Annotated in this window: 20 protein-coding genes and 3 pseudogenes; 11 read left to right on the top strand and 12 right to left on the bottom strand. The window is 57.6% G+C overall.

What is annotated here, in order from left to right:
* Positions 1 to 350 precede the first annotated feature (350 nt).
* Positions 351 to 1,451 (bottom strand): DUF1173 family protein, encoded by a 1,101-nt coding sequence (locus tag QMX82_RS01670; RefSeq protein WP_256326430.1) that lies wholly within the window; start codon positions 1,449 to 1,451, stop codon positions 351 to 353.
* 1,354 nt (positions 1,452 to 2,805) lie between these two features.
* Here QMX82_RS01670 and QMX82_RS01675 point away from each other — a divergent pair.
* A complete protein-coding gene (locus QMX82_RS01675) occupies positions 2,806 to 3,045 on the top strand; it encodes a hypothetical protein (protein ID WP_074584847.1) in 240 nt (79 codons plus the stop codon).
* Between the two features lie 68 nt (positions 3,046 to 3,113).
* Here the strand turns inward: QMX82_RS01675 and QMX82_RS01680 are convergent, their stop codons facing one another.
* Positions 3,114 to 3,302: a hypothetical protein gene (locus QMX82_RS01680; RefSeq protein WP_074584848.1), complete on the bottom strand. Its 189-nt coding sequence runs from the start codon at positions 3,300 to 3,302 to the stop codon at positions 3,114 to 3,116.
* Between the two features lie 228 nt (positions 3,303 to 3,530).
* Here QMX82_RS01680 and QMX82_RS01685 point away from each other — a divergent pair, with 228 nt between their 5' ends.
* Together QMX82_RS01685 and QMX82_RS01690 are read left to right on the top strand one after the other, a co-directional pair.
* Positions 3,531 to 3,764: a hypothetical protein gene (locus QMX82_RS01685; protein WP_074584915.1), complete on the top strand. Its 234-nt coding sequence runs from the start codon at positions 3,531 to 3,533 to the stop codon at positions 3,762 to 3,764.
* A gap of 11 nt (positions 3,765 to 3,775) precedes the next feature.
* Complete coding sequence (locus tag QMX82_RS01690) at positions 3,776 to 4,327, top strand: hypothetical protein (RefSeq protein ID WP_074584849.1); 552 nt, start codon at positions 3,776 to 3,778, stop codon at positions 4,325 to 4,327.
* 7 nt (positions 4,328 to 4,334) lie between these two features.
* On the opposite strand, the gene QMX82_RS01695 is transcribed toward QMX82_RS01690, so the two are convergent.
* Together QMX82_RS01695 and QMX82_RS01700 are read right to left on the bottom strand one after the other, a co-directional pair.
* Positions 4,335 to 5,027 carry a thermonuclease family protein gene (locus tag QMX82_RS01695; RefSeq protein ID WP_242455213.1) on the bottom strand — a complete coding sequence of 231 codons (693 nt, stop codon included), beginning with the start codon at positions 5,025 to 5,027 and terminating at the stop codon, positions 4,335 to 4,337.
* A gap of 209 nt (positions 5,028 to 5,236) precedes the next feature.
* Complete coding sequence (locus QMX82_RS01700; protein ID WP_074584851.1) at positions 5,237 to 5,872, bottom strand: hypothetical protein; 636 nt, start codon at positions 5,870 to 5,872, stop codon at positions 5,237 to 5,239.
* Between the two features lie 121 nt (positions 5,873 to 5,993).
* Here QMX82_RS01700 and QMX82_RS01705 point away from each other — a divergent pair, with 121 nt between their 5' ends.
* The 4 genes from QMX82_RS01705 to QMX82_RS01720 all read left to right on the top strand — a co-directional run bounded on the left by QMX82_RS01705 (position 5,994) and on the right by QMX82_RS01720 (position 8,813).
* A complete protein-coding gene (locus QMX82_RS01705; protein WP_074584852.1) occupies positions 5,994 to 6,476 on the top strand; it encodes a hypothetical protein in 483 nt (160 codons plus the stop codon).
* A 171-nt stretch (positions 6,477 to 6,647) separates the two neighbouring features.
* Positions 6,648 to 6,914 carry a hypothetical protein gene (locus tag QMX82_RS01710; protein ID WP_074584853.1) on the top strand — a complete coding sequence of 89 codons (267 nt, stop codon included), beginning with the start codon at positions 6,648 to 6,650 and terminating at the stop codon, positions 6,912 to 6,914.
* A 126-nt stretch (positions 6,915 to 7,040) separates the two neighbouring features.
* Entirely contained in the window at positions 7,041 to 7,505 is a 465-nt protein-coding gene (locus QMX82_RS01715) for a hypothetical protein (RefSeq protein ID WP_074584854.1), read from the top strand.
* 141 nt (positions 7,506 to 7,646) lie between these two features.
* Positions 7,647 to 8,813: a hypothetical protein gene (locus QMX82_RS01720; protein WP_074584855.1), complete on the top strand. Its 1,167-nt coding sequence runs from the start codon at positions 7,647 to 7,649 to the stop codon at positions 8,811 to 8,813.
* A gap of 62 nt (positions 8,814 to 8,875) precedes the next feature.
* Here the strand turns inward: QMX82_RS01720 and QMX82_RS01725 are convergent, their stop codons facing one another.
* Positions 8,876 to 9,334, bottom strand: a complete 459-nt coding sequence (locus tag QMX82_RS01725; RefSeq protein ID WP_081347983.1) for a hypothetical protein — start codon at positions 9,332 to 9,334, stop codon at positions 8,876 to 8,878.
* 129 nt (positions 9,335 to 9,463) lie between these two features.
* Here QMX82_RS01725 and QMX82_RS01730 point away from each other — a divergent pair, with 129 nt between their 5' ends.
* On the top strand, positions 9,464 to 9,616 hold the full coding sequence (locus QMX82_RS01730; RefSeq protein WP_169886981.1) for a hypothetical protein: 153 nt from the start codon (positions 9,464 to 9,466) through the stop codon (positions 9,614 to 9,616).
* 2 nt (positions 9,617 to 9,618) lie between these two features.
* Here QMX82_RS01730 and QMX82_RS01735 read toward each other — a convergent pair whose 3' ends face one another.
* On the bottom strand, positions 9,619 to 10,224 hold the full coding sequence (locus tag QMX82_RS01735; RefSeq protein ID WP_256326439.1) for a methyl-accepting chemotaxis protein: 606 nt from the start codon (positions 10,222 to 10,224) through the stop codon (positions 9,619 to 9,621).
* A pseudogene (locus QMX82_RS25855) lies at positions 10,210 to 10,443 on the bottom strand (PAS domain-containing protein); the annotation flags it as partial. The pseudogene QMX82_RS25855 and the gene QMX82_RS01735, both read right to left, overlap by 15 nt.
* Between QMX82_RS25855 and QMX82_RS01740 the strand changes: the two are divergent.
* Positions 10,375 to 11,136: an ATP-binding protein gene (locus tag QMX82_RS01740; RefSeq protein WP_074584857.1), complete on the top strand. Its 762-nt coding sequence runs from the start codon at positions 10,375 to 10,377 to the stop codon at positions 11,134 to 11,136. The pseudogene QMX82_RS25855 and the gene QMX82_RS01740 overlap by 69 nt on opposite strands.
* 898 nt (positions 11,137 to 12,034) lie before the next feature.
* On the opposite strand, the gene QMX82_RS01745 is transcribed toward QMX82_RS01740, so the two are convergent.
* The 4 genes from QMX82_RS01745 to QMX82_RS01760 form a co-directional block, all read right to left on the bottom strand.
* A complete protein-coding gene (locus tag QMX82_RS01745; protein ID WP_074584858.1) occupies positions 12,035 to 12,736 on the bottom strand; it encodes an SOS response-associated peptidase in 702 nt (233 codons plus the stop codon).
* Positions 12,737 to 12,949: 213 nt separating this feature from the next.
* The gene (locus tag QMX82_RS01750) at positions 12,950 to 14,176 is read right to left on the bottom strand and encodes an HD-GYP domain-containing protein (protein ID WP_074584859.1); all 1,227 of its coding nucleotides are present in this window, start codon (positions 14,174 to 14,176) and stop codon (positions 12,950 to 12,952) included.
* 85 nt (positions 14,177 to 14,261) lie between these two features.
* Positions 14,262 to 15,887: a methyl-accepting chemotaxis protein gene (locus QMX82_RS01755; protein ID WP_074584860.1), complete on the bottom strand. Its 1,626-nt coding sequence runs from the start codon at positions 15,885 to 15,887 to the stop codon at positions 14,262 to 14,264.
* A gap of 44 nt (positions 15,888 to 15,931) precedes the next feature.
* A complete protein-coding gene (locus tag QMX82_RS01760) occupies positions 15,932 to 16,192 on the bottom strand; it encodes a hypothetical protein (protein WP_143008548.1) in 261 nt (86 codons plus the stop codon).
* Positions 16,193 to 16,640: 448 nt separating this feature from the next.
* On the opposite strand from QMX82_RS01760, the pseudogene QMX82_RS25860 reads away from it, so the two are divergent.
* Positions 16,641 to 17,324, top strand: a pseudogene (locus QMX82_RS25860) (PAS domain-containing protein); the annotation flags it as partial.
* A 147-nt stretch (positions 17,325 to 17,471) separates the two neighbouring features.
* Positions 17,472 to 17,864, top strand: a pseudogene (locus tag QMX82_RS25865) (methyl-accepting chemotaxis protein); the annotation flags it as partial.
* Between the two features lie 58 nt (positions 17,865 to 17,922).
* Here QMX82_RS25865 and QMX82_RS01770 read toward each other — a convergent pair.
* Entirely contained in the window at positions 17,923 to 18,492 is a 570-nt protein-coding gene (locus QMX82_RS01770) for a hypothetical protein (RefSeq protein WP_173150402.1), read from the bottom strand.
* Positions 18,493 to 18,539: the final 47 nt, after the last annotated feature.

Below are 18,539 nucleotides of genomic sequence, written 5' to 3' on the forward strand. Positions count from 1 at the left end.
GAAGGAGTGGGGGCAACAGCAGCTGCGCTGGTAGACTTATCCACAGTTGCTGGTAACAAAATCAGCAATCCGCCCTGGGTCAAATTTCAATCGGCAGGGTGGGTCAATTTTCCATCAGCGCCAACAAGGCTGACCACAATACCACTTGGCTTACGCTAACTTACCGTGATCCAGGTTAATGAAAGCGCGAAGGGCACTTCTGGCCATAAACAACCTGCCGAAACCGTCAGCTTTGGGTCGATTGCTGTCATTGGCTAATTTCCGTTCAATTGTTTCCAGAATTTCGCAGCAATTTCGGAAACCGACAGTGAGCCCGGACGTTTGCGCTGCTAGCCCGGTTTCGCGTTGACCTATCTGGAAGACACGTATGCCGCGGGGAACGCCGGTATGTGTTCTCCCCGAGGGTCCTGGGTCGCGTCCCAGCGCCACGAGCCCGTCTTGCCATACTCGCTGCAGCACCACTGTTCTTTCGTGCCGCGCCGTTCCAGGTACTGCGGTGTGGCCATGCCGAAGACCTCGAGCGCGAAGTCCTGCTGCATGTCCAGCAGCCAGAAGTCTGGGAAGACGGCGCATTCGTCGGCGTCGTAACGCAGCGGCTTGTCGAACTTGCGCCTCTCATCCCGCAGCTTCTGCTCGACCTTGCCTTCCAGGTCTGAATCAAGCGGGATCCACTGCTCGCTCACCTGCATCAGCGCCACCTCGAGCACATCCGCCTGGTGGGCTTTGGCCGGGCGCTGCGCGATTTGAGCGATAGCGATCACCCGGCTTCCCCTGCGCCAGGCGCCCAGCTCCCGTCCGAATCGGCGAGAGGCGGTTTCCCATACGGCAGGGGGCAGGTAGAGCGTTGGCATCCCGAATGGCCCAGTCACTGGCAATCTCTCCGGCGAGCCGCTGTGGCGCTCCTCGTCGTACCTGGCCAGGGGACTGACGACGACCAGCCGCCAGTTGCGTGAGGCCGCGTTCGTCGCGATCTCGCGGTTGGCCGCCTCGCGCCGCTTCTCTTTCTGAGCGGCCAGCAGCAACACCTGGTCGAGCTTGATGCGAGGGGCTACCGACACCCGCCCGGCGCATTCGTGAAGCAGGTGAGAAATCAGCTCCCCATTACGCTTTCCCGCCATTGCCGGGTACCAGGTGGTGAGCCGGCTTTCCGACCAGAGAAGATGCAGCAGGCCCAGAAGCGTCATGGCCGGCTTCTTCACGCCCGGGGCGGCCGGCGGGGAGGGGGTCGCATCCGCAGCTTCCCCAGGCGTTTGCTGCCGTACGCCCCGGGCGAGCCTCACCTTCATACCCCCGTCGGCGGTTTCTTCCACCACGCCGACGGCATAGCCCTGCAGACCAGAGCGCTGCGGCGCTGCTGCATAGAAGCGACAGTCATTGGCATGCTCCGGGCCGCTGTGAGGGTAGCGGGCTAGGTGGTAGCCGTCCGATCCTTCGCGCAGCTTGATCGTCACCTTTCGCTCGCCGCTCCAGGGCATCCGCACAGACCGTGTTCCCGGCCGTAGGCGCGTTCCAGGACGCGCTTCCAGGCCGCGGCGTACTGAGGATCCGTTTGGAACTCAGGGGAGTATGACTTCCCGCCCAGGGTGATCCGATAGCGGTTGTAGAGCATAGGCGTAGGCCTCCAAGCCAAGGTGGTAGCTATCTCCTCACCGCGGCCCGATAGCGAGTGTCGCCGGCCAGCCGCGCTGAGGGAGAGATCCCTGTCAGTACAGCACGGCAGCGGCCTAGGCAAACGCCGGATTGACCTCGCCTTGGGCGTGAACTCCTCAGTTCTCGCTGGCGACCAACAGTGACGCTAGTCCCGGTACTGAAGCCCGACCGCGGATCGGCAGTTGCGATGCTCCAGGCTGCCAGCCTTGTACGGCCAGCAGGCGCGGTCCTTCATGCTTGGCGTCTGGCGCACCACCGTGACCTTCGTCGGCTGCGGGGGCGCCTCTTCTGGCGCCAGGCTTCGAGGGGCTTCGCTGAAGCTCACTACGTTATCGGCCCCTCGTGGCGTGAAGTTTCGGTCGTTGAAGACGGTCTGCTTGCCGACCGCCACTGCCGGCGGCTGGACGTTCGAGGGTGGGGTCGCCGCGGCTGACGCATTTCCTTCCACGGGTGAAGGCGTAACGCGGCGGACCGTGCCGCGGACGGTATCGACCGGCTCTGGGGCAGGATGAGCTGCAGCCTCGGCGCGAAGGGCGGGGCGGTCAGTAGCTACGGATGTCGATGGACCTGGCAGCGCCCGGCTGGCCAGCTCCAGGGCAGCGAATGTCGCGAGGCCGCCGACGGCAAGGCACACGACTAAAGCGACCGGCCGCGCCCTACGCGGCTTCTGCACCAGCCAGTCAGGCGCATCATCAGGCTCAGCACTCATTGCCATGTTCAAAAGTCCTTTTTCCTTTGCATCCAGGGCGGCCCCGGCGGTGTCACTCTGCTACTGGTGCCAGGGTAAACGCAGCTGGCGCCCAGACCTGGCCCTCCTTCGATGTGCGGTCCCTGACAAGCGATAAGGTGCCCGGTGTTTGCGTTTTCCAGAAGGCCGCTAGCCTAGGAGGCAATTCCATCAGTATTGAGCGAGCGCAAGATGAACAGGCACCCCAAAGTCCTACAGGAACTGTTCGCGGAGCGGGAGCGTGCGGTTGCCGCCTTGGTTGACGGAGAGCAGATTGCCGCCGCAGATCTCGAGGGACTAGATTACTTGGGCCGGTTCAAGGTGGCCAACGAGCACTTGCACCTGTGTGACGCGTCTGCGCGGAGCGCGCTGCTCAGTTACACCCATCATTTCGTCGCTTCCTGCGCACGCCATCAGGAGTCGAACTGATGGATCACACCACACGGATCGCATTCCTCACCGAGTTACGAGACCTCCTCCAGCGATACGACGCGGAGATTTCCATCGACTATGACGACTCTAGCGATTTCCATGGAGTCACCGGTGAAGCCATGAGTGTCAGCATGGGCAAAGCTGACCGGTTTCACGGTCGCCCGACTTTCACGCTGGGGGAGGGATGGGGGATAGAACCCGACAGCTTGTCCCGACTGTTGGAATCCTCCGAGTGAGCATGATCCCGGAGCTGTGGAGTGCTCGACCAGCACCGTCAATCGGTGTTGGGTACCAACGGCCTGAATCAGTCCTTCCAGAGATATTTTTTGCGCCAGCCGGGATAGATTTCCTTCGTCAGGCAGTCGTCCTGAACGAACACCTGAGCACGTAGGTCGGCGTTCCTCTCGGCAATTTCCAGCAAGTCACGTGGAGCGCCATCTGCCTCTCGATAGATGGGAGGGTAGCCGTTTCGGGTCAGGATGTAGGTAGCCATAGCTTTGCCTTTCGTTGGTTCATAGGAGGGAGCTCAATAGCGGCCGCAGGATATGTAGCTGGGGCGCCTCGTCAAGGGGAACGTGCTCAAGCTCAATTTGTGAGTAGCTGGGAGCAGCAGCCGGCGACCTGCGCGGCTAGCATCGAGCCGCAGCCGGTACCGAGTTGCATTTTTCAAATGCTCGATAGCGTGGAACGGATCTCCCACAACTCGCGAGGCATTCGGAACATGGCTACCCAGAAACACTTCGACGCCGCGGCCGAGCGGCTGCTTGGCAAAACGGCCTACCAGGGCCTGCTCGCGTCAGGTTATTCGCGGCCGGACTTCTGCCGCGAAATCGCGCAGCTGGCGTTCATCGGTCATCTACCCGACTCGGCAAGCACACAGGACGATCTCGTGCTGATCCGCCAGGTCGCTGAGCGGCTGTGGAAAGGCGCCGGTGTTACTGGACTGGACGAGTAGGAGGCCTGGCAATGGACGACATCAAGAAAGCGGAGAGAAAGCGCTTCGAAACGGCCACCCAGCAGGCGGACTGGAACGCTGTGGTGCAGGGCAACCCCACCAACACGGTGCCGGTCTGGATCTACTCGGTCAATCCGGAGCACGGCGCCCGGTTGGTCACGCAGCTCTCGGTCGAGGGCTACCGCGCCGCATGCCAGCGCGGCGGACTGCCGCTGCCAAAGGGCATCCAGGCGTGGGACGTGCTGCAATACGCCCTGACCGGCTACGAGGCGGCGAAGGATCACGCGGCGCGCCTGGCGCTGCACGAGGAACTCGCTGGCGCCCTGCTCACCTACGCCAGCCACACCAAGACCTGGGGCATGCTTCCCCCGGTAGGCCAGGTGCAGGGCATCCACGTGGTGATCGGCGATTGGAACACCCGCAAGGCCGGCCGCGTCTTCAAACCGGCAGCGGTCGTGGGGCGTGAGCTGCTCAGCCGTCCGGACGTCGTCGCCCTCCTCGACCAGCTGATCGCGGCCCATACCGCGAAGCATCCGGCAGAAGGCCCCATCCGGGCCCGCTAGTCACCAACTACCGGCAGATGGCTTCGCACGGCACCCCGTCGTGGTCGCCATCGATCCGGCCGTTGCCACAGTGCTGCAGCTGATACTTCGCCTCCGCACAGCTCGTCATCTGCCTGCAGGCCTTCAGTGGTGTGCAGCTGAAGGATCCCGCGGTGCTGGTGCCATCCGAACCGCCAAATTGAGAGAAGGACGCGGGTCGCTTCGGCGGTACTGCCGCCGGCGGCTCGCCCTCTCCAGCTTGCGCATCTTGTCGCTGATCACGCGCGGCGCGGCGCCACTCCCACGGCGGTACCCGCTCCGCCTCCGGTAGCGCCCACAGGCCACGCTTCTGCGCCTTGGCCTGCGCTTCCAGGTCCAGCAGCGATCGATCCTTCAGGTATTGGCGATAGACCCACGCGGCGCCCTGGCGCACCTGCTCGGCATTCACGTCCGTATTGCCCTGGTACACGCGGGCCACCCGGCGGCCGTATCGGTCAGTGTCCTGGACGTCCCGGCGAACATCCTTCGAAAAGACCATGCCCGCCAAGGATTGTTGGGCGCGGTTGCCGTAGGGCTGTTTGCTCTCCGGGGTATCGATTTCCGCAAGCCGGACCTTGATCTGCTGCTTGGCGCTAGTGAGGCACGTCAGGGTGTCGCCGTCGTGCACGCCCACTACGCGGCAGTCGATCGTTTCGGCGAAGGAGAGGGTAGGGAGGGTCAACGCAAGGGCTACTGCTAGCTGCCGAAGCATATGAGGTCTCAGATCCGTTGTAAGAGGGTGAGGGCCGGTATCACCGGGCGGGCGCTGCCGCGTTTCCGTACTGCCGGTGACGCCGACGCGGGAGTGTAGCGGCGGCAAGGATGACTGGCAGGCCCTATGCGGGGGAGAAGCAGACAGAGGAGCGGAAGGTGGCTATGAGCGGCGGTGGGCTAGCGGCCGTGGCCACCGTCAATGGCGTTACCGCCGGCGGCCATCTTCTTGCGATTGGGGCGCTTATACGCAGGAATCTGGCGCTTCAGGCGCAGCTCCCTCACCTTGCTGTAGTGCAGGCCGTGCCTCAGGCCAATTGCCCGGTCGCTATCGGTGCCCAGCTCAGCCAGTAGCGCCTCGCTCAGTGGCTGTTCGACCTGCAGCTTTGGAATGCCGCGCCGTTTGCGTTCGCGGTACACCAGATCGTCAGGAATCCCGAACCGGTGAGCCAGCTCGGCGTCTCGCAACTTGCCCAGTAGCGGCACGGCCTCCGGGGGCAGACTGTGCACCCGCGGTGCCCGCTTCGCCGGGGCCAGGCCCTGGCGCAGGCGCATCAGGTAGACCGCGCGCCGGCTGATGCCGAGCCGCCTGGCGACGGTCGCATCGGGTTCCTGTCCAAGGAGGGCGAGGTTCTCCGGGCTCCACCGGAACAACGTCTCGCGCTGGAAGCCGCCCTGCTTCAGGTCGTAGGGCGCGATGGCCAGCGACTGCCGCTTGCGCGCCACGGTCATGCGCGACATACCCCACCGGTCGCCCAGGGCGGTATCGCTCTCGGTGCCCAGCAAGGCAAGCATCTCGTCCGTCCAGATCTTCATCGCAACTCACGGGATCTGCAGCACATGCCAGTCTAGCGGCATGCCACCAGGCGGACCACGACGGGCCTTGCGTTTTCCGGATCGGTGAGAGGGTAGGCCATCACCTGATGGAGACACGAACATGGTACCGGTTGAACAGCTCAAAGCCGCGGTGGAACAACTTCCGAAGTGGAGCCCGCAGATCACCAGCCAGGTAGGCTGGGTCAACTGGCGCCAGGGCTTCCAGATCAAGGCGCTCTGGTACGGGAATTGTTCGCTCCTGTGCTACCTCGACTTCAAGGACAGGGTTGCCCGGGACGACACCTTGGCCACCGCCTTCAAGCGGTTCGCCGCGCCCGGCGCTCGGCCGCGAGTCATCCATGGCCATGGGTGGTCCTGCCTCGACTACTCGTTCCAGTCGGACCACTTCGTGTCCATCAACGAGCTGGCGGAAATTGCAGATGCCAAGGGTTATGCGTACACCGTCCTATACGTCCAGGAATGTGCCGGTGCTCGGCCGGTCTTTGCGACGCTGGGTATCCCGCTGGTACCGGGCGAGATGGGCAAGGAATGGGTGGGCGGCGAGTTCATTTCCTACGCCTGTCCCGCCGGCCAGAATCTGTAGTCGTCTGCCACGTCTGCTGCGTGATAGATACCTGCCAGCGCCGGGCGGTGCGGTACACCAACGCCCGGCGAGCCGTAATCTGTAGTCGTACTCTGCGTCACCTGACGACCTGCTGCAGGCCATGCCAGCACCGCGCGGTATCATCGCGCCTCAACTCGTGAGGCGTGCGCAATGCTGGTGATCCATCTGGAAAGTGGTCGAGTAATCAACCTGGAGCGCTCGGTGAGCACCGTCAACGCGTACGGTATCTGGGAATACCACCGGAGCCAGAGCTCCAGTATGTGGGTGCCCGACTACACCCCCTACCGCCATCTCGCCGTCAAACCGCCGGATCCAGCCATTGGCCAGAAGGTCACCGTGGCTATCTGCAAGCTCGGCGCGCCAGAGGAAGAGTGGAAGCCGTTCAGATCCGGGATCGCAGGATTCGACGGGATCTGAAAGCGGTCGCAGTAGGCGAGTCAGGCTACCCCGGTGCGCCAGCTGCTGAGCCCCTCGCGGCTTGCGTATCTGAAGACCTATGGGACGTTGGTCAGCATCACTCAACGATGCTGACGGAGCTTCCCCATGCAGACCCTCAATACCTCCTCGACTCCGGCTCTGCCGCTACAGCTGTGCGTCCACCGCTATTGCTCTAGAGCCGAAGACCCGGTCTTCCAACAGCTGCTTGTGATTTGGAACCAGATGGCGTCGATCCTCGCAGCGGCGCCGGCCGACACCATTGCCAAAGTCGACAGTGAGTCCCTGTTCGTTGCGCCGGTGGGTGGTGCTCTGGCAATGTTCCTGTCCGCAGACCTCAGCCCAACGGCCGTCGACGGCAACATCTTCCGGCCTGGGGATTTCGACGGCATCGGTGCTGATGAGTTTGCCGAGCTACAGGGCGCTTTGGAGCGCTGGATAACTGCGCCAACGTACGACACGCCCTGCACCCCATCGCACCTTGCAGACGTGCTGGCCGCCAACTACCAAGAACCAGCAGCACCACGCGAATGGAAGTGGTCGGGCGAATACGAGAACACTTACGGCCAGTAGATCTATCGGGCGCCGCGCCAGTGTGCGCAGGCGTCGCGCTACTGTCGCAACCCTCCAAGCGGCGATGAGCGCCGGCCGGTATAGCTTAAGTATCTTCATCGGTATACTGTATCCGAACGCAGATACTCCGGGATACTGGCCATGGCCGCGAGACGTCCACTCTTCAAACGCACCGCTCTGGCGGAGTCATTGGTTAGAGAGCTGGCAGGCGAGACCTTCCACGATCATAGCTCAGGGCTCTTCCTCGCGGCGCCGCGGCGCACCGGCAAAAGCACCTTCCTCAAGAACGACCTTATTCCTGCCTGCGAAGCCCGTGGTTGGCTCGCTGTCTATGTCGACCTGTGGGCGGACAAGCAGAACGATCCCGCCGACCTGATCGCGGGCGCCATCGGCGAGGCCTTGGCCGAATACGAGTCTGGCTTGAGCAAGGTGGCCAAGAAGGCCGGCATTGAAAAGCTCAACCTCCTGCGCACCCTGAGCTGGGACTTCACCCGGCCGCAGCTGCCCGCCGGTACTACCCTGGCGAAGGCACTGGAAGTGCTGCGCACCGTATCAGGTCGCATGATCGTGCTGATCATCGACGAAGCTCAGCATGCACTCAACAGCGAGGCAGGCGTGGCAGCCATGTTCGCCCTCAAGGCTGCCCGCGACCAGCTCAATAGCGGCGAGGAGGAAGACGGCGTCCGGATGGTCTTCACTGGCTCCAGCCGAGATAAGCTGGCCAACCTGGTGCTCAAGAACGGCCAACCCTTCTACGGTGCCCGGGTCTCCGAATTTCCTCGTCTTAGCCGTGACTATGTCGAGTTTGTCACCGAGCTGTGGAACGGCAGTCTCGCCGCGCACAACCAGTTCGCGATCGAGGACGTGGAGTACGCCTTCGAGTTAGTCGGCCGCAGGCCGGAAATGCTGACAGCGCTTCTCTCTGACACGCGTGTGATCCTGGGCGAGGCCGGCAACCTGGGCGAGCTGCTGCGTGAGGGCGCGCTGAACCATCAGCAGGGCGTCTGGAACGACTACGAAAGCGCCTGCAACGACCTGTCAGCTCTACAGCGTGCTGTCCTGGAGGTGATCGCCGAGCGGGCCTTGCGCAAGCAGTCTTTCGCACCGTTCTCGTCAGAGACGCGCGAAGCGATCAACCGAAAGCTTGAGGAGGCGCAGGCAGCGCCGAATGCCACAAAGCCCAATGTGCAGAAGGCCCTCGAAGTGCTGCGTGAGCGAGAGCTGATCTGGAAGGCTAACCGCGGCGAGTATGCGCTGGAAGACAGTGCTATGGCTGAGTGGTTGATAGGTGATAGGAACGACGCCTGAAGCGAAGGACGCCCAGCGTCGACCCATAAGTACAAGAGCGCCTGCTGCCACCGTATCAAACGTCAGTAATGCGCAGGATCGCTATGCAGTTGGTATCTACCCAGCTCACGCGGGTAGTCGGCCTCCGATTCCCGGCGGTTATGCTCGAAGTCCACATTGATGTCCGGAGGCTCATCTCGCTCGTGGCTGATGAAGCGCTCGAACAGCAGGTTGATCCGGATCGGATCCAGCTCAGTGATACGCAGGGCGAAACAGACCGCCGAGTTAACGGCCGAGCCGCACCCCTGGCAGAGGATTCCCAGCTGCAGTGCGACGCGGACGAAGCCGTGCACGGTTAGGAAGTAACTCTCGTATGCTTTATCGACGATCAGCTGCAGCTCTATCTCGATCTGAGTACGCAGGTGGTCTGGCAGATCCTCCGGCCAGCGCCAGGCGCAGCCCTCCTCAGTGAGTACACAGCCAGGTGGCGGCGTATGCCTCCGGTACCACCTCGCTGGGTATTGGTAGCGCGGCTTGGTCAGGCTAAAGGCGCAGCACGCCCGGTGCGTCGCCGAGCCCTACACCTTTCGGGTACCCGCTGGTGAAAGCGAGGCCGATGCCGCCGAACGGGTGCGCCCCTGCTGGAGGAACTCCAGGGTCCCACCCTGCTGGTGGCCAACGGCGCCCTGATCCGCAGCCTGCTGGTGGCCATCGGTCTGGCCAGCCCGGAGGTGGCGACGCGGATGGTCATCCACCAGGGCCGCTGGCTGGAACTGGATGCGGCCTGTTATGCGTGGTACAGCGCCCCAGGCTGGGACGCCTAGCCTTAACTCAGCCGGCGAGCGAACAGGCTGACCGCGCCCACCACCTGGCGGGCGCCTTCCTGGATCTCGGTGATGCGCACCCCGGCGTTGCTGGCTAGGTGCAGCCCCTGCTCCGCCTGCTGCCGGCTGGCCGCCATGTTGCTGACCGCTGTCTGCGCCAGTTGCTGGTTCTGCTGCACCACGCCGACGATCTCTTCGGTGGCCTTGCTGGTGCGCCCGGCCAGTTGCCGGACCTCGTCCGCCACCACCGCGAAGCCCCGCCCCTGCTCGCCGGCCCGGGCGGCTTCGATGGCGGCGTTGAGCGCCAGCAGATTGGTCTGCTCGGCGATGCCGCTGATGGTCTTGACGATGGCGCTGATCACCAGCGACTGCTTGCCGAGGTCCTCGATGCCATTGGCGGCGACCTGGATCTCGTCGGCGATGCGGGTCATCACCGCGACCGTGTCCTGCACCACCGCCGCGCCCTGGCGGGCACTTTCGTCGGTGGTCTGGGAGATGTCGAAGGCGACCCGCGCGGCCTCGGCCACCGCCAGTTCCTGTTCCACCTGCTTGGTGATGACGGTGGCGAACTTGATGACCTTGTACAGCTCGCCGCGGGTGTTGAGCACCGGGTTGTAGGAAGCCTCCAGCCAGACGGTACGACCATGGCTGTCGATGCGCTTGAAGCGACTGGCCACGTAGTCGCCGCGGTTGAGCCGCTCGCAGAAGGCGCGATAGTCGGCCGACTCGGCTTCTTCACGGCTGCAGAACATCCGGTGGTGCTTACCGACGATCTGCCCCAGCGAATAGCCTATGCCCTGCAGGAAGCGCTCGTTGGCGGTCAACACCTCGCCGAACAGGTTGCGGAGAGTTTGGACCTGGAGCCGGGAGATTACCTGTCCCTCTGCGTGATCGACACGGGGAGTGGCATAGCCCCCGAGTTCTTGAGTCGCATCTTCGATCCGTTCTTCACGACCAAGCCGGTCAGGGAGGGTACCGGCCTGGGCCTGTCGATGATCTACGGTTTCGCCGAGCAGTCCGGCGGCTGGATCAAGGTCGATTCGACCCTGGGTGAAGGCACCACGATGTGCTTGTACATGCCGCGGCGCAACGAGCATGCCCCGTCAGGTGATTGCCCCGGTGAGACAGCAGCGGAGCCGGAAACGAAGGGGCGCGGGGAGGTGGTGCTGGTCGTGGAGGATGAGCCGGTGCTGCAGATGCTGACCACCGAGATCCTTGGCGACCTGGGCTACACCACGCTTGAGGCGTCAGGAAGCGCGGGCGGGCTGGAGATCTTGAACTCTGATGGCCGGATTGATCTACTGATCATGGATGTGGGCCTGCCGGGTCTCATGAATGGTCGGCAGTTGGCCAAGGCCGCTCGGGAGGTGCGCCCGGAGCCCAAGGTGTTCTTTGTCACCGGCTTCGCTGATACGGCCTCTCAGGACGAAGGGCAGCTCAGAACTGACATAGAGGTGCTGACAAAGCCCTATTCGGTAGACGCCTTCGCTGCTCGAGTCGACAGGCTGTTGGGCGGTTGAGGGGGCATAGCCCCTAAGCCGGACAGCACGGTACTTCAGGCAACGGGCGGGCTATCGCTGCCTTCGGCGTTTGTGCCTTCCGTGGCTCCTAAAAATAGACCACGTGAGATGGGCCGGTCTGGATCTCATAGCTCTAGCCGGTCGCGATGATCATTGCTACCGGTGATGAGGGATCGGAAGTGGGACTAGCGACCTCTTTTTGACTGATTCTCGAACGTTAGCCTGTCCCGACTATCCCAACCCATATGGAGGTCGAACATCAGCGCGTGAGGTGGTTCGAGTAGCCCTAAGCCCGTTGAATACTACCGCGGCCTTGTAATTATCGGATTAGACGATCTAGTCATCACTAGGATAAGCCGTGGAGCAAATAGTAAGTCAGGTGGAATGCTTTTTAAGCCTGGGCTAACCTCAATCGTGTTCCTCTATCTATTTCGTCCCAAACGGTGATAGGTTAGAGTTGGACTGGTCCATCCTTCCAAGCCTAACCTATCACCTTGATCAGCTCGGAGAATTGAAGGGTAGAAGTGATGAGGAATTCTCTACTCGAATACGGGCGACCCAACCAGCGGTTACAGAGAAAATGTCCGACAAAGAGTCCCAGCTCGCTGTTTTGATCCTCTTGGCTATCATCATAATTACGGGTATTGTGCTGCTCTCTGTTGTGCTGGACTTTTAGTAAAGCTCGTGCCCGACTATTTCTGGCCCGTTCCTCCAAATCGATAGCCAGGCTTGGGCCAGGCCCCATCTCACAGAAGCTTTTTATGACTTTCGCTAGGGACGGCACCTTTACCATATGCCTACCACTTAGAGAAATGCCTAAGTCGCTTCTTGTGTAAGCCAGCCTTGAAGTAAGTGCTGAGGTGTGGTGAGTCAGTCACTACATGATCCAATTTTAGCCTTAATCGAGATCTTCGCTTTTAGGCTTCACTAGATCTTGCCCATCGTGCTTGACGCTATTAACTACGTTACTGACGGGATGCCATTTAAAAACATCTGGTTGAGCCAGACATTCTTGAATGATTTCCACAAGACGCTCTTCGGAAGTGTCAGGATCCATCCATTCCCGAACTAATTCTGCAGAAAGTATTAAGGGGGAGCGGTCATGAATATCAGCCATACTGCCTTTAGACTCTGTGGTAACGATTACAAAGCCATCGCCGTCGTATGGCTTCAAGGCTCTTTCTCTCAAATAGCCAATTGCAGCAATAAATAACGGCTTCTCGGATTGTAGGTTGAAATAGTAATGCTGTCTAGCCTTTCGACCTTTGCAGCAAGCGTACCATCCATCTGCAAGAATCACTGCACGTCCATTTTTCCAAATCTCACCAAATATTTTGCTCGAGGCTGCGGTTTCCATTCTGGCAGTAATTGTAGAAGGCCAGTTCTTTTCACGAACCCAAAAAGGCCGCACGCCCCACGTCAGGGCCTCCATTTTTGCGACACCTTCTTCTACAGTCAAGATGCCTACTCGATCACCTGGAGATATATTGTAGCGCTTTGAAGTGCAGAGGCCTGCTGGAATCTTCAAACTGGTCATGTCAAGACCTAGGATTTTCAGATACTCGCTTATACCCCGCGACTGCACGAATCGGCTACACATTTTTGACTCCGATACTGGAAGATGAAGGCAGGCGCAATATCAAAATTTCGTACTTGAAATAATTATATTACTTTCAGTTATATGGTTATGCGGGTCAGGCTTATCGATTTTATCTACTTATTTATTTTGCAAAGCTCACGATGTGCCTGTAGCAGAATTTCCCGGAGGCAGAATTTAACTCTGAGTGCAAGCGTAGATCTATTCAACTCCTACCTATTTACTTCTCTCTTGTTCTTGCTGCCATAATTTATCAAGGTTCCGAAACCCCCAATTTTCGGCCTTTTCACGGCAGATGATCTTTTCACCACCTGGTGCACGTGCTAAATCCAGCAATCGTTGTGGTAACGGTATACGGGACCGAGCGGAGAAAAAGATCCGTATCTTAGGCGTTAATAGATTGTCGGGATGCTGGTCGACTACAACAGCTAGTTGATCGTTATTTAATCGTACCAATGAGCCTATTGGATAAATACCTAATGTCTTTATAAAAGCTTGAAAAACGTTAGGATCGAAATGACCTTTCCACTCAGCCATCTTCCGAATCGACTCTGCAGGACTCCAAGCTTGCTTATAAGGTCGTGCGGATGAAATAGCATCATAGACATCGCATACGGCTGCGATTCGTGACAGTAGGCTAATTTCGTTACCTGTAAGTTTATCTGGATAGCCGCTTCCGTCAAACTTTTCATGATGATGCAAGCAAACATCAATACTCTCTGCCGATGCCTGCCATTGCTGCAGCAGTGCAACTCCTTGCTTAGCATGACTTTTCATAATCAAAAATTCTTCGTCAGTCAGCTTGCCAGGTTTATTAAGTATTTTCAGAGGCACAAGCATTTTGCCTACATCATGAAGTAACCCTGCAGTGCCCGCTGCCCGTACCTCTCCGGCCGTTAGATTTAATTGACGTGCGACAGCTGTCATCAATGCGCAGACAGATACCGAATGAACAAATGTGTATTCATCTGCAGAGCGCAAGCGTGCCAAGCTTATTAATGTGGTAGGGTGGCGGAGAACTGATCCTGACACTTGCTCAACGACCGCATCCGCGTCACCCATTGAAATGGCCTTGCCCAGCCGAGCATCATTAAATAGCCGTGTGACTTCCTTTTTTACGTCAGTAAGGACTTTAGCAGCTCGCGCCAACTCCTGGTCACAGCTAATTATGTTAGAAACTTCGATATTAGTGACCGTGCCCGATTCTAATACATAGGGAATGGGCTGAACAATTAGCTTAGCATCAATAGTATCAATGCAGCCAATCCCTCGAGCTGTATCAATCCATACTGCCTGCACGGCACTTTCTTGAATACGTTGCAGGTCGGTGTTTTGCTCCAATAGAAAGCCGGTCCTCCAGAACGGATGGTCGACCCAGCTTCCCTCAAATTTCTGGATAAACATGCCAAGCTGAACGTCATCACGGCCAATTTTCTTTAGCATTCTTGCGTGTTTAGATTATATAAAAAATTTGGGGAGTATTTCACGTCAACACCTTTCGCTGACTTCCTGCTTGGTAGTACACGCTTTAAAGGGTAAACCGCCGAATCTGGCTGTCGAGCTCGGTTGCCAGTACCGAAAGCTGCTGACTCGCTGCTCGTGTTTGTTCGGCACCTGCGGCTGATTGCACCGAAAGGTCGCGGATGCGTACCAGGTTACGGTCGACTTCCCTTGCCACCTGGGCCTGTTCTTCGGCAGCACTAGCAATCACTAGGTTGCGCTCGTCAATGTCTGAGATCGATTGAGCAATGGCTGTCAAAGCAGCACTGGCAGACTGTGCCTGTCCAAGCGTCTGATCAGCCTGCTTAGCGCTCATCAGCAAGGCTTCGACGGTCTGACTTGTACCCTGTTGAATGGTGCCGATCATGCCCTCGATCTCGCGTGTGGATTCGCCGGTCCGATGCGCGAGCGCCCGGACCTCATCGGCCACTACGGCAAAACCACGGCCCGCATCGCCCGCTCTGGCAGCCTCGATGGCAGCGTTGAGGGCCAGTAGATTCGTTTGATCGGCAACGGAGCGGATAACATCAAGCACCTGAGTAATGTTGCGCGTTTGATCAGCCAGCTGACGCGCATTGTCGCTGGCATTGACGACGTTTCCAGCCAGGACCGTTATGGCGTCCAAGGTATCTACGAGCAAGGTCTGACCTTGGCGAGCGGAACCGGCAGCCCGACGTGTCTCAGACGAGGTAGCGGTAGCGTTGCCGGCGACCTCTTCCACCGCCTGACTCATCTCCGTGACGGCAGTGGCGGCCATTTCAATTTCGTTGTTTTGCTGGTGTAGCCCATGGGTGCTTTCCCGCATAACCGCGGTCATTTCTTCCGCGGCCGAAGCAAGCTGAGTAGCCGAATGCCCCATGTGTTCAAAGGTGTCACGTAAGCTTCCCTGCATCTGGTGCATGGCCTGCAACAGTTGCGCCGCTTCATCCCGACCTCGGGTATCGAGTGCTTGGGTGAGATCACCGCTAGCAATAGTCTTGGCAGCGGCGACTGCCTGGGCAAGAGGACGTACCAAGCTCAACGTCAACCGCCAGGCAAGCAGTAGGGTTATGCCAAACGTCAATGCAATGACCAGCCAGGTGACCGACGTTGCGCGGTGATAGGTCCGGGTCGACACCTGCATTGCCGAATCGACCGCATCTTTGTTGATCTGGCGTAAGGCTTCAGTGCCTTCATTCATCTTGGCGCCTAGCTGCGCCATGGCAGCCTGCACCAAGGCACGTCCATCATCCAGTCGGCCTGCTGCGATCAATTCGGCAAGCTGAAGGGTGTATTGCATATAGTCGTGATGAACTTTTCGCAAAACGTCAAAGATTTGCTGCTCGCGTTCTGAGCTCACGAGCTTTTGATATCGATCAAAGCCTACGCGTACCTCGGCACCAAACGCTTCGATTTTCTTGCGCGTCGTAGCAACGGTGGCGGCGTCTGGCATCGCAAGAAGGCGAAGGACCTCAATACGCGTTTGGGCTATCTGCAACGCCAGTTGATTGGCTTCGATGATACTGGGGACGCTATTGCTCTCAACGATTTCTTCTTGATCGCGAAGCTGACCAAGCTGATAGAGACTGAACAGGCCTAGCGCAGCTACTAGGACCGCCAAGAGGCCGAAACAGAGCAGGCTTCGTGTTGCTACACCGAAGGAACGCAGGTTCATGACGTGGTACCTATTGGAAATTACCAGCTAATCGGCAACGTCGATCAAGGCTTTAGGTCACGTATCGTCCGTTTATCAGCAAGCTCTACCCCACCAAGAGAATCCGTTGCCAGCCTCACGGCGATTTCAGCAATCAGCTCATGGGCTTGTCTGGCCTGCGCTTCGAAAACTGCCAATGTGATTTGTAGAGCGGGATCATCGAGCTTTAAGGTTCGCAGCTGATCCAAGCTAGCGGTAAGCTGCCTATGGATCGACAGCAGGTATTCCCGACTTGGATGATCTGGGATATCTGGGAAATGGTTCATAGTAGCTCTCATGTGAAGCCAGAGGCGCCGTATTGCTACCTGATAGTTTTCAAAAAAAAATTATATTCAATAAATGATTGTAGGATAATTTTACTCGGCATTTCTTGGCAATGAAATTTGGGCGGTTGCCATTCATCCTTCGTTATAGACCGCTGGGCAGATTTCCCCTTCAAGGATCGCCGCTTCGGTCGATTAGCGTAATAAACTCCTTTTCCTATCTAGGCCCGCTACTTATGAAGAAAGCGCGTCTTCTAAGGCAGAGCAGTAGCGGATCTGCTTCTGCTATTAGCAGCCTTTGCCTAGTACCTAAGTGGCCTATAGATAGGCTAACAACTTCTTTGAACAAGGCGAGCTAAATATGTTTAACAAACACCTGAAGGCCGAGTTAGCAGCTGCCCTTGAGCGCTTAGCCTCGTTTGATCGCTTAAAGCAGGGTTTGGATGAGGACATGATAGGCATTGAGCTTACACCCGAGGCACGGATCAAGCGTGTAAATGCCAATTTTGAACAGGAAGTAGGTATCCCTGCTCATGAGGTGATAGGACGTCTGTTCGCTGAATTGATGCCAGATCATGTAAAAAACGAAGAAATGAGTAAGCGTTTGATCCAGTGTCTCTCCAAAGGAGAACATTACAGCGGCGCAGTGCGACTCTCGGGAAAAGACGAAAAGGAAATATGGTTGCGCGGTATCATGCAGCCTCTTACTGAAGATTGCGGAAAGTTAAAAGGCTATCTTTTCTATTGTAATAATCTTACTCGAACGATTGAAGCGTCGCGCGAGCATGAAGGACTCCTCAAAGCACTGACACTGTCTACTGCAGTGATTGAATTCAATTTAAAGGGTGAAGTCCTTAACGCAAACGAGCGCTTCCTGGACTCTATGGGTTATCGTCTTGCTGCGATCAAGGGGCAGCATCATCGTATGTTTTGCCATTCCCAAGAGGTTCACGCTCAAGCGTATGCAGACTTTTGGGAGCGCCTGCGTCAAGGTCAATTCTTTACTGGCCGATTCAAGCGAATTGATGCCTGTGGTCGCGAAGTTTGGTTGGAGGCCTCCTACAATCCAGTATTTGACGGCCAAGGAAATCTTTACAAGATCGTAAAATTCGCATCAGTCATAACAAAACAGGTGGAACGCGAACGATGCGTTTCAGAAGCCGCAAGGCTTGCTTATGAGACCTCGCTACATACTGATCAAACAGCACGACTGGGTGCATCAGTTGCTCAGGAAACGGTCGAAGTGATGACCAGCCTTTCTCATCAGATGAGAGACGCGGTCGTCGGAATCGAGGCGTTGGATAAGCAGTCGCAGGCAATAGGAAGTATCGTCAAGACAATTAGCGGTATTGCAGAGCAGACTAATCTTTTAGCACTGAATGCCGCCATCGAGGCCGCACGCGCCGGTGAACAGGGCCGTGGCTTTGCGGTGGTTGCTGATGAAGTCAGGCAACTGGCTTCGCGTACCACAAAGGCTACAGAAGAGATTGTCAGCGTCGTAAAGCAAAATCAGAATCTTGCGGAAAATGCAGTAAAATTGATTGAGGCAGGTCAACTGCAAGCAGAGCATGGACTTTCACTCGCGGGGCAAGCTGGGCAGGTTATTATCGAAATTCAAGACGGTGCACAAAAGGTCGTGGGCGCAGTCGGCAAGTTCGCCAACCAACTCCAGTGAGTTAACTAGGTAATACTTGCATGTAAGGCGCTAATTCTAGGGCCTTATTTTTATCCATCTATAGAGATAGGTTCTCACGAGAAGTGCTCGCCGCAACATAATCGTTAAGCTCTAGCTTCAACTTCTCAACGTATCTTTTTTTGGCTAAACATTCAAGCGCAAATTGTACGGGGTAAGGTGCCGGCAGAGCGCCAGGGCAGGTAGTATCTAACATATAGGCTTGCATCAATTGTTCAGAAATGCCCAGCAACATTGCAGCCTTTTGATAGGTCAATCCAGCCTCGCCAAGTAGTCTAGCTAGAGTTTCTGGAGACTCATCATGATTTGCCGAGTCGGGAGTGGCATAAGCAGTATCTTTTAAGATCTTTAAATTGTCTAGCTCTGTGGGGCTATAGATGTCCCTACCAATTCCCTTGCTTATAGCCCATAAAATCTTATCTATTCCATCTTTTGTAGCTAAAGCTTTTCGTGGATCGCCGACCAGCGGGAGAAGGGTAGCTATATTGATCTTAAGGAAGAACTCTACTAGCGCATTTGTTTCATCGCGATCCAATGCCTGATAAAAAAGCGTTTCTGTATCGGTAGTTACAAGCTCTACTTTAATACTTAACAGAGCTGATTCGATCACGATGGTCGTCCGTGCAAAAGGGCTATTGACACTCTATTCTATAATAC

The sequence above is a fragment of the Pseudomonas sp. PS02302 genome (genome assembly GCF_029959585.1).
Taxonomy (GTDB): Bacteria; Pseudomonadota; Gammaproteobacteria; order Pseudomonadales; family Pseudomonadaceae; genus Chryseomonas; species Chryseomonas aestiva.

Bases quoted from the DNA above. Each gene is read 5' to 3' on its own strand.
- QMX82_RS01705 (WP_074584852.1), top strand. From the start codon at position 5,994: ATGGTACCGGTTGAACAGCTCAAAGCCGCGGTGGAACAACTTCCGAAG.
- QMX82_RS01680 (WP_074584848.1), bottom strand. From the start codon at position 3,302: ATGGCTACCTACATCCTGACCCGAAACGGCTACCCTCCCATCTATCGA.
- QMX82_RS01720 (WP_074584855.1), top strand. From the start codon at position 7,647: ATGGCCGCGAGACGTCCACTCTTCAAACGCACCGCTCTGGCGGAGTCA.
- QMX82_RS01690 (WP_074584849.1), top strand. From the start codon at position 3,776: ATGGACGACATCAAGAAAGCGGAGAGAAAGCGCTTCGAAACGGCCACC.
- QMX82_RS01750 (WP_074584859.1), bottom strand. From the start codon at position 14,176: ATGCTAAAGAAAATTGGCCGTGATGACGTTCAGCTTGGCATGTTTATC.
- QMX82_RS01675 (WP_074584847.1), top strand. From the start codon at position 2,806: ATGGATCACACCACACGGATCGCATTCCTCACCGAGTTACGAGACCTC.
- QMX82_RS01685 (WP_074584915.1), top strand. From the start codon at position 3,531: ATGGCTACCCAGAAACACTTCGACGCCGCGGCCGAGCGGCTGCTTGGC.
- QMX82_RS01745 (WP_074584858.1), bottom strand. From the start codon at position 12,736: ATGTGTAGCCGATTCGTGCAGTCGCGGGGTATAAGCGAGTATCTGAAA.
- QMX82_RS01760 (WP_143008548.1), bottom strand. From the start codon at position 16,192: ATGAACCATTTCCCAGATATCCCAGATCATCCAAGTCGGGAATACCTG.
- QMX82_RS01710 (WP_074584853.1), top strand. From the start codon at position 6,648: ATGCTGGTGATCCATCTGGAAAGTGGTCGAGTAATCAACCTGGAGCGC.
- QMX82_RS01755 (WP_074584860.1), bottom strand. From the start codon at position 15,887: ATGAACCTGCGTTCCTTCGGTGTAGCAACACGAAGCCTGCTCTGTTTC.
- QMX82_RS01700 (WP_074584851.1), bottom strand. From the start codon at position 5,872: ATGAAGATCTGGACGGACGAGATGCTTGCCTTGCTGGGCACCGAGAGC.
- QMX82_RS01715 (WP_074584854.1), top strand. From the start codon at position 7,041: ATGCAGACCCTCAATACCTCCTCGACTCCGGCTCTGCCGCTACAGCTG.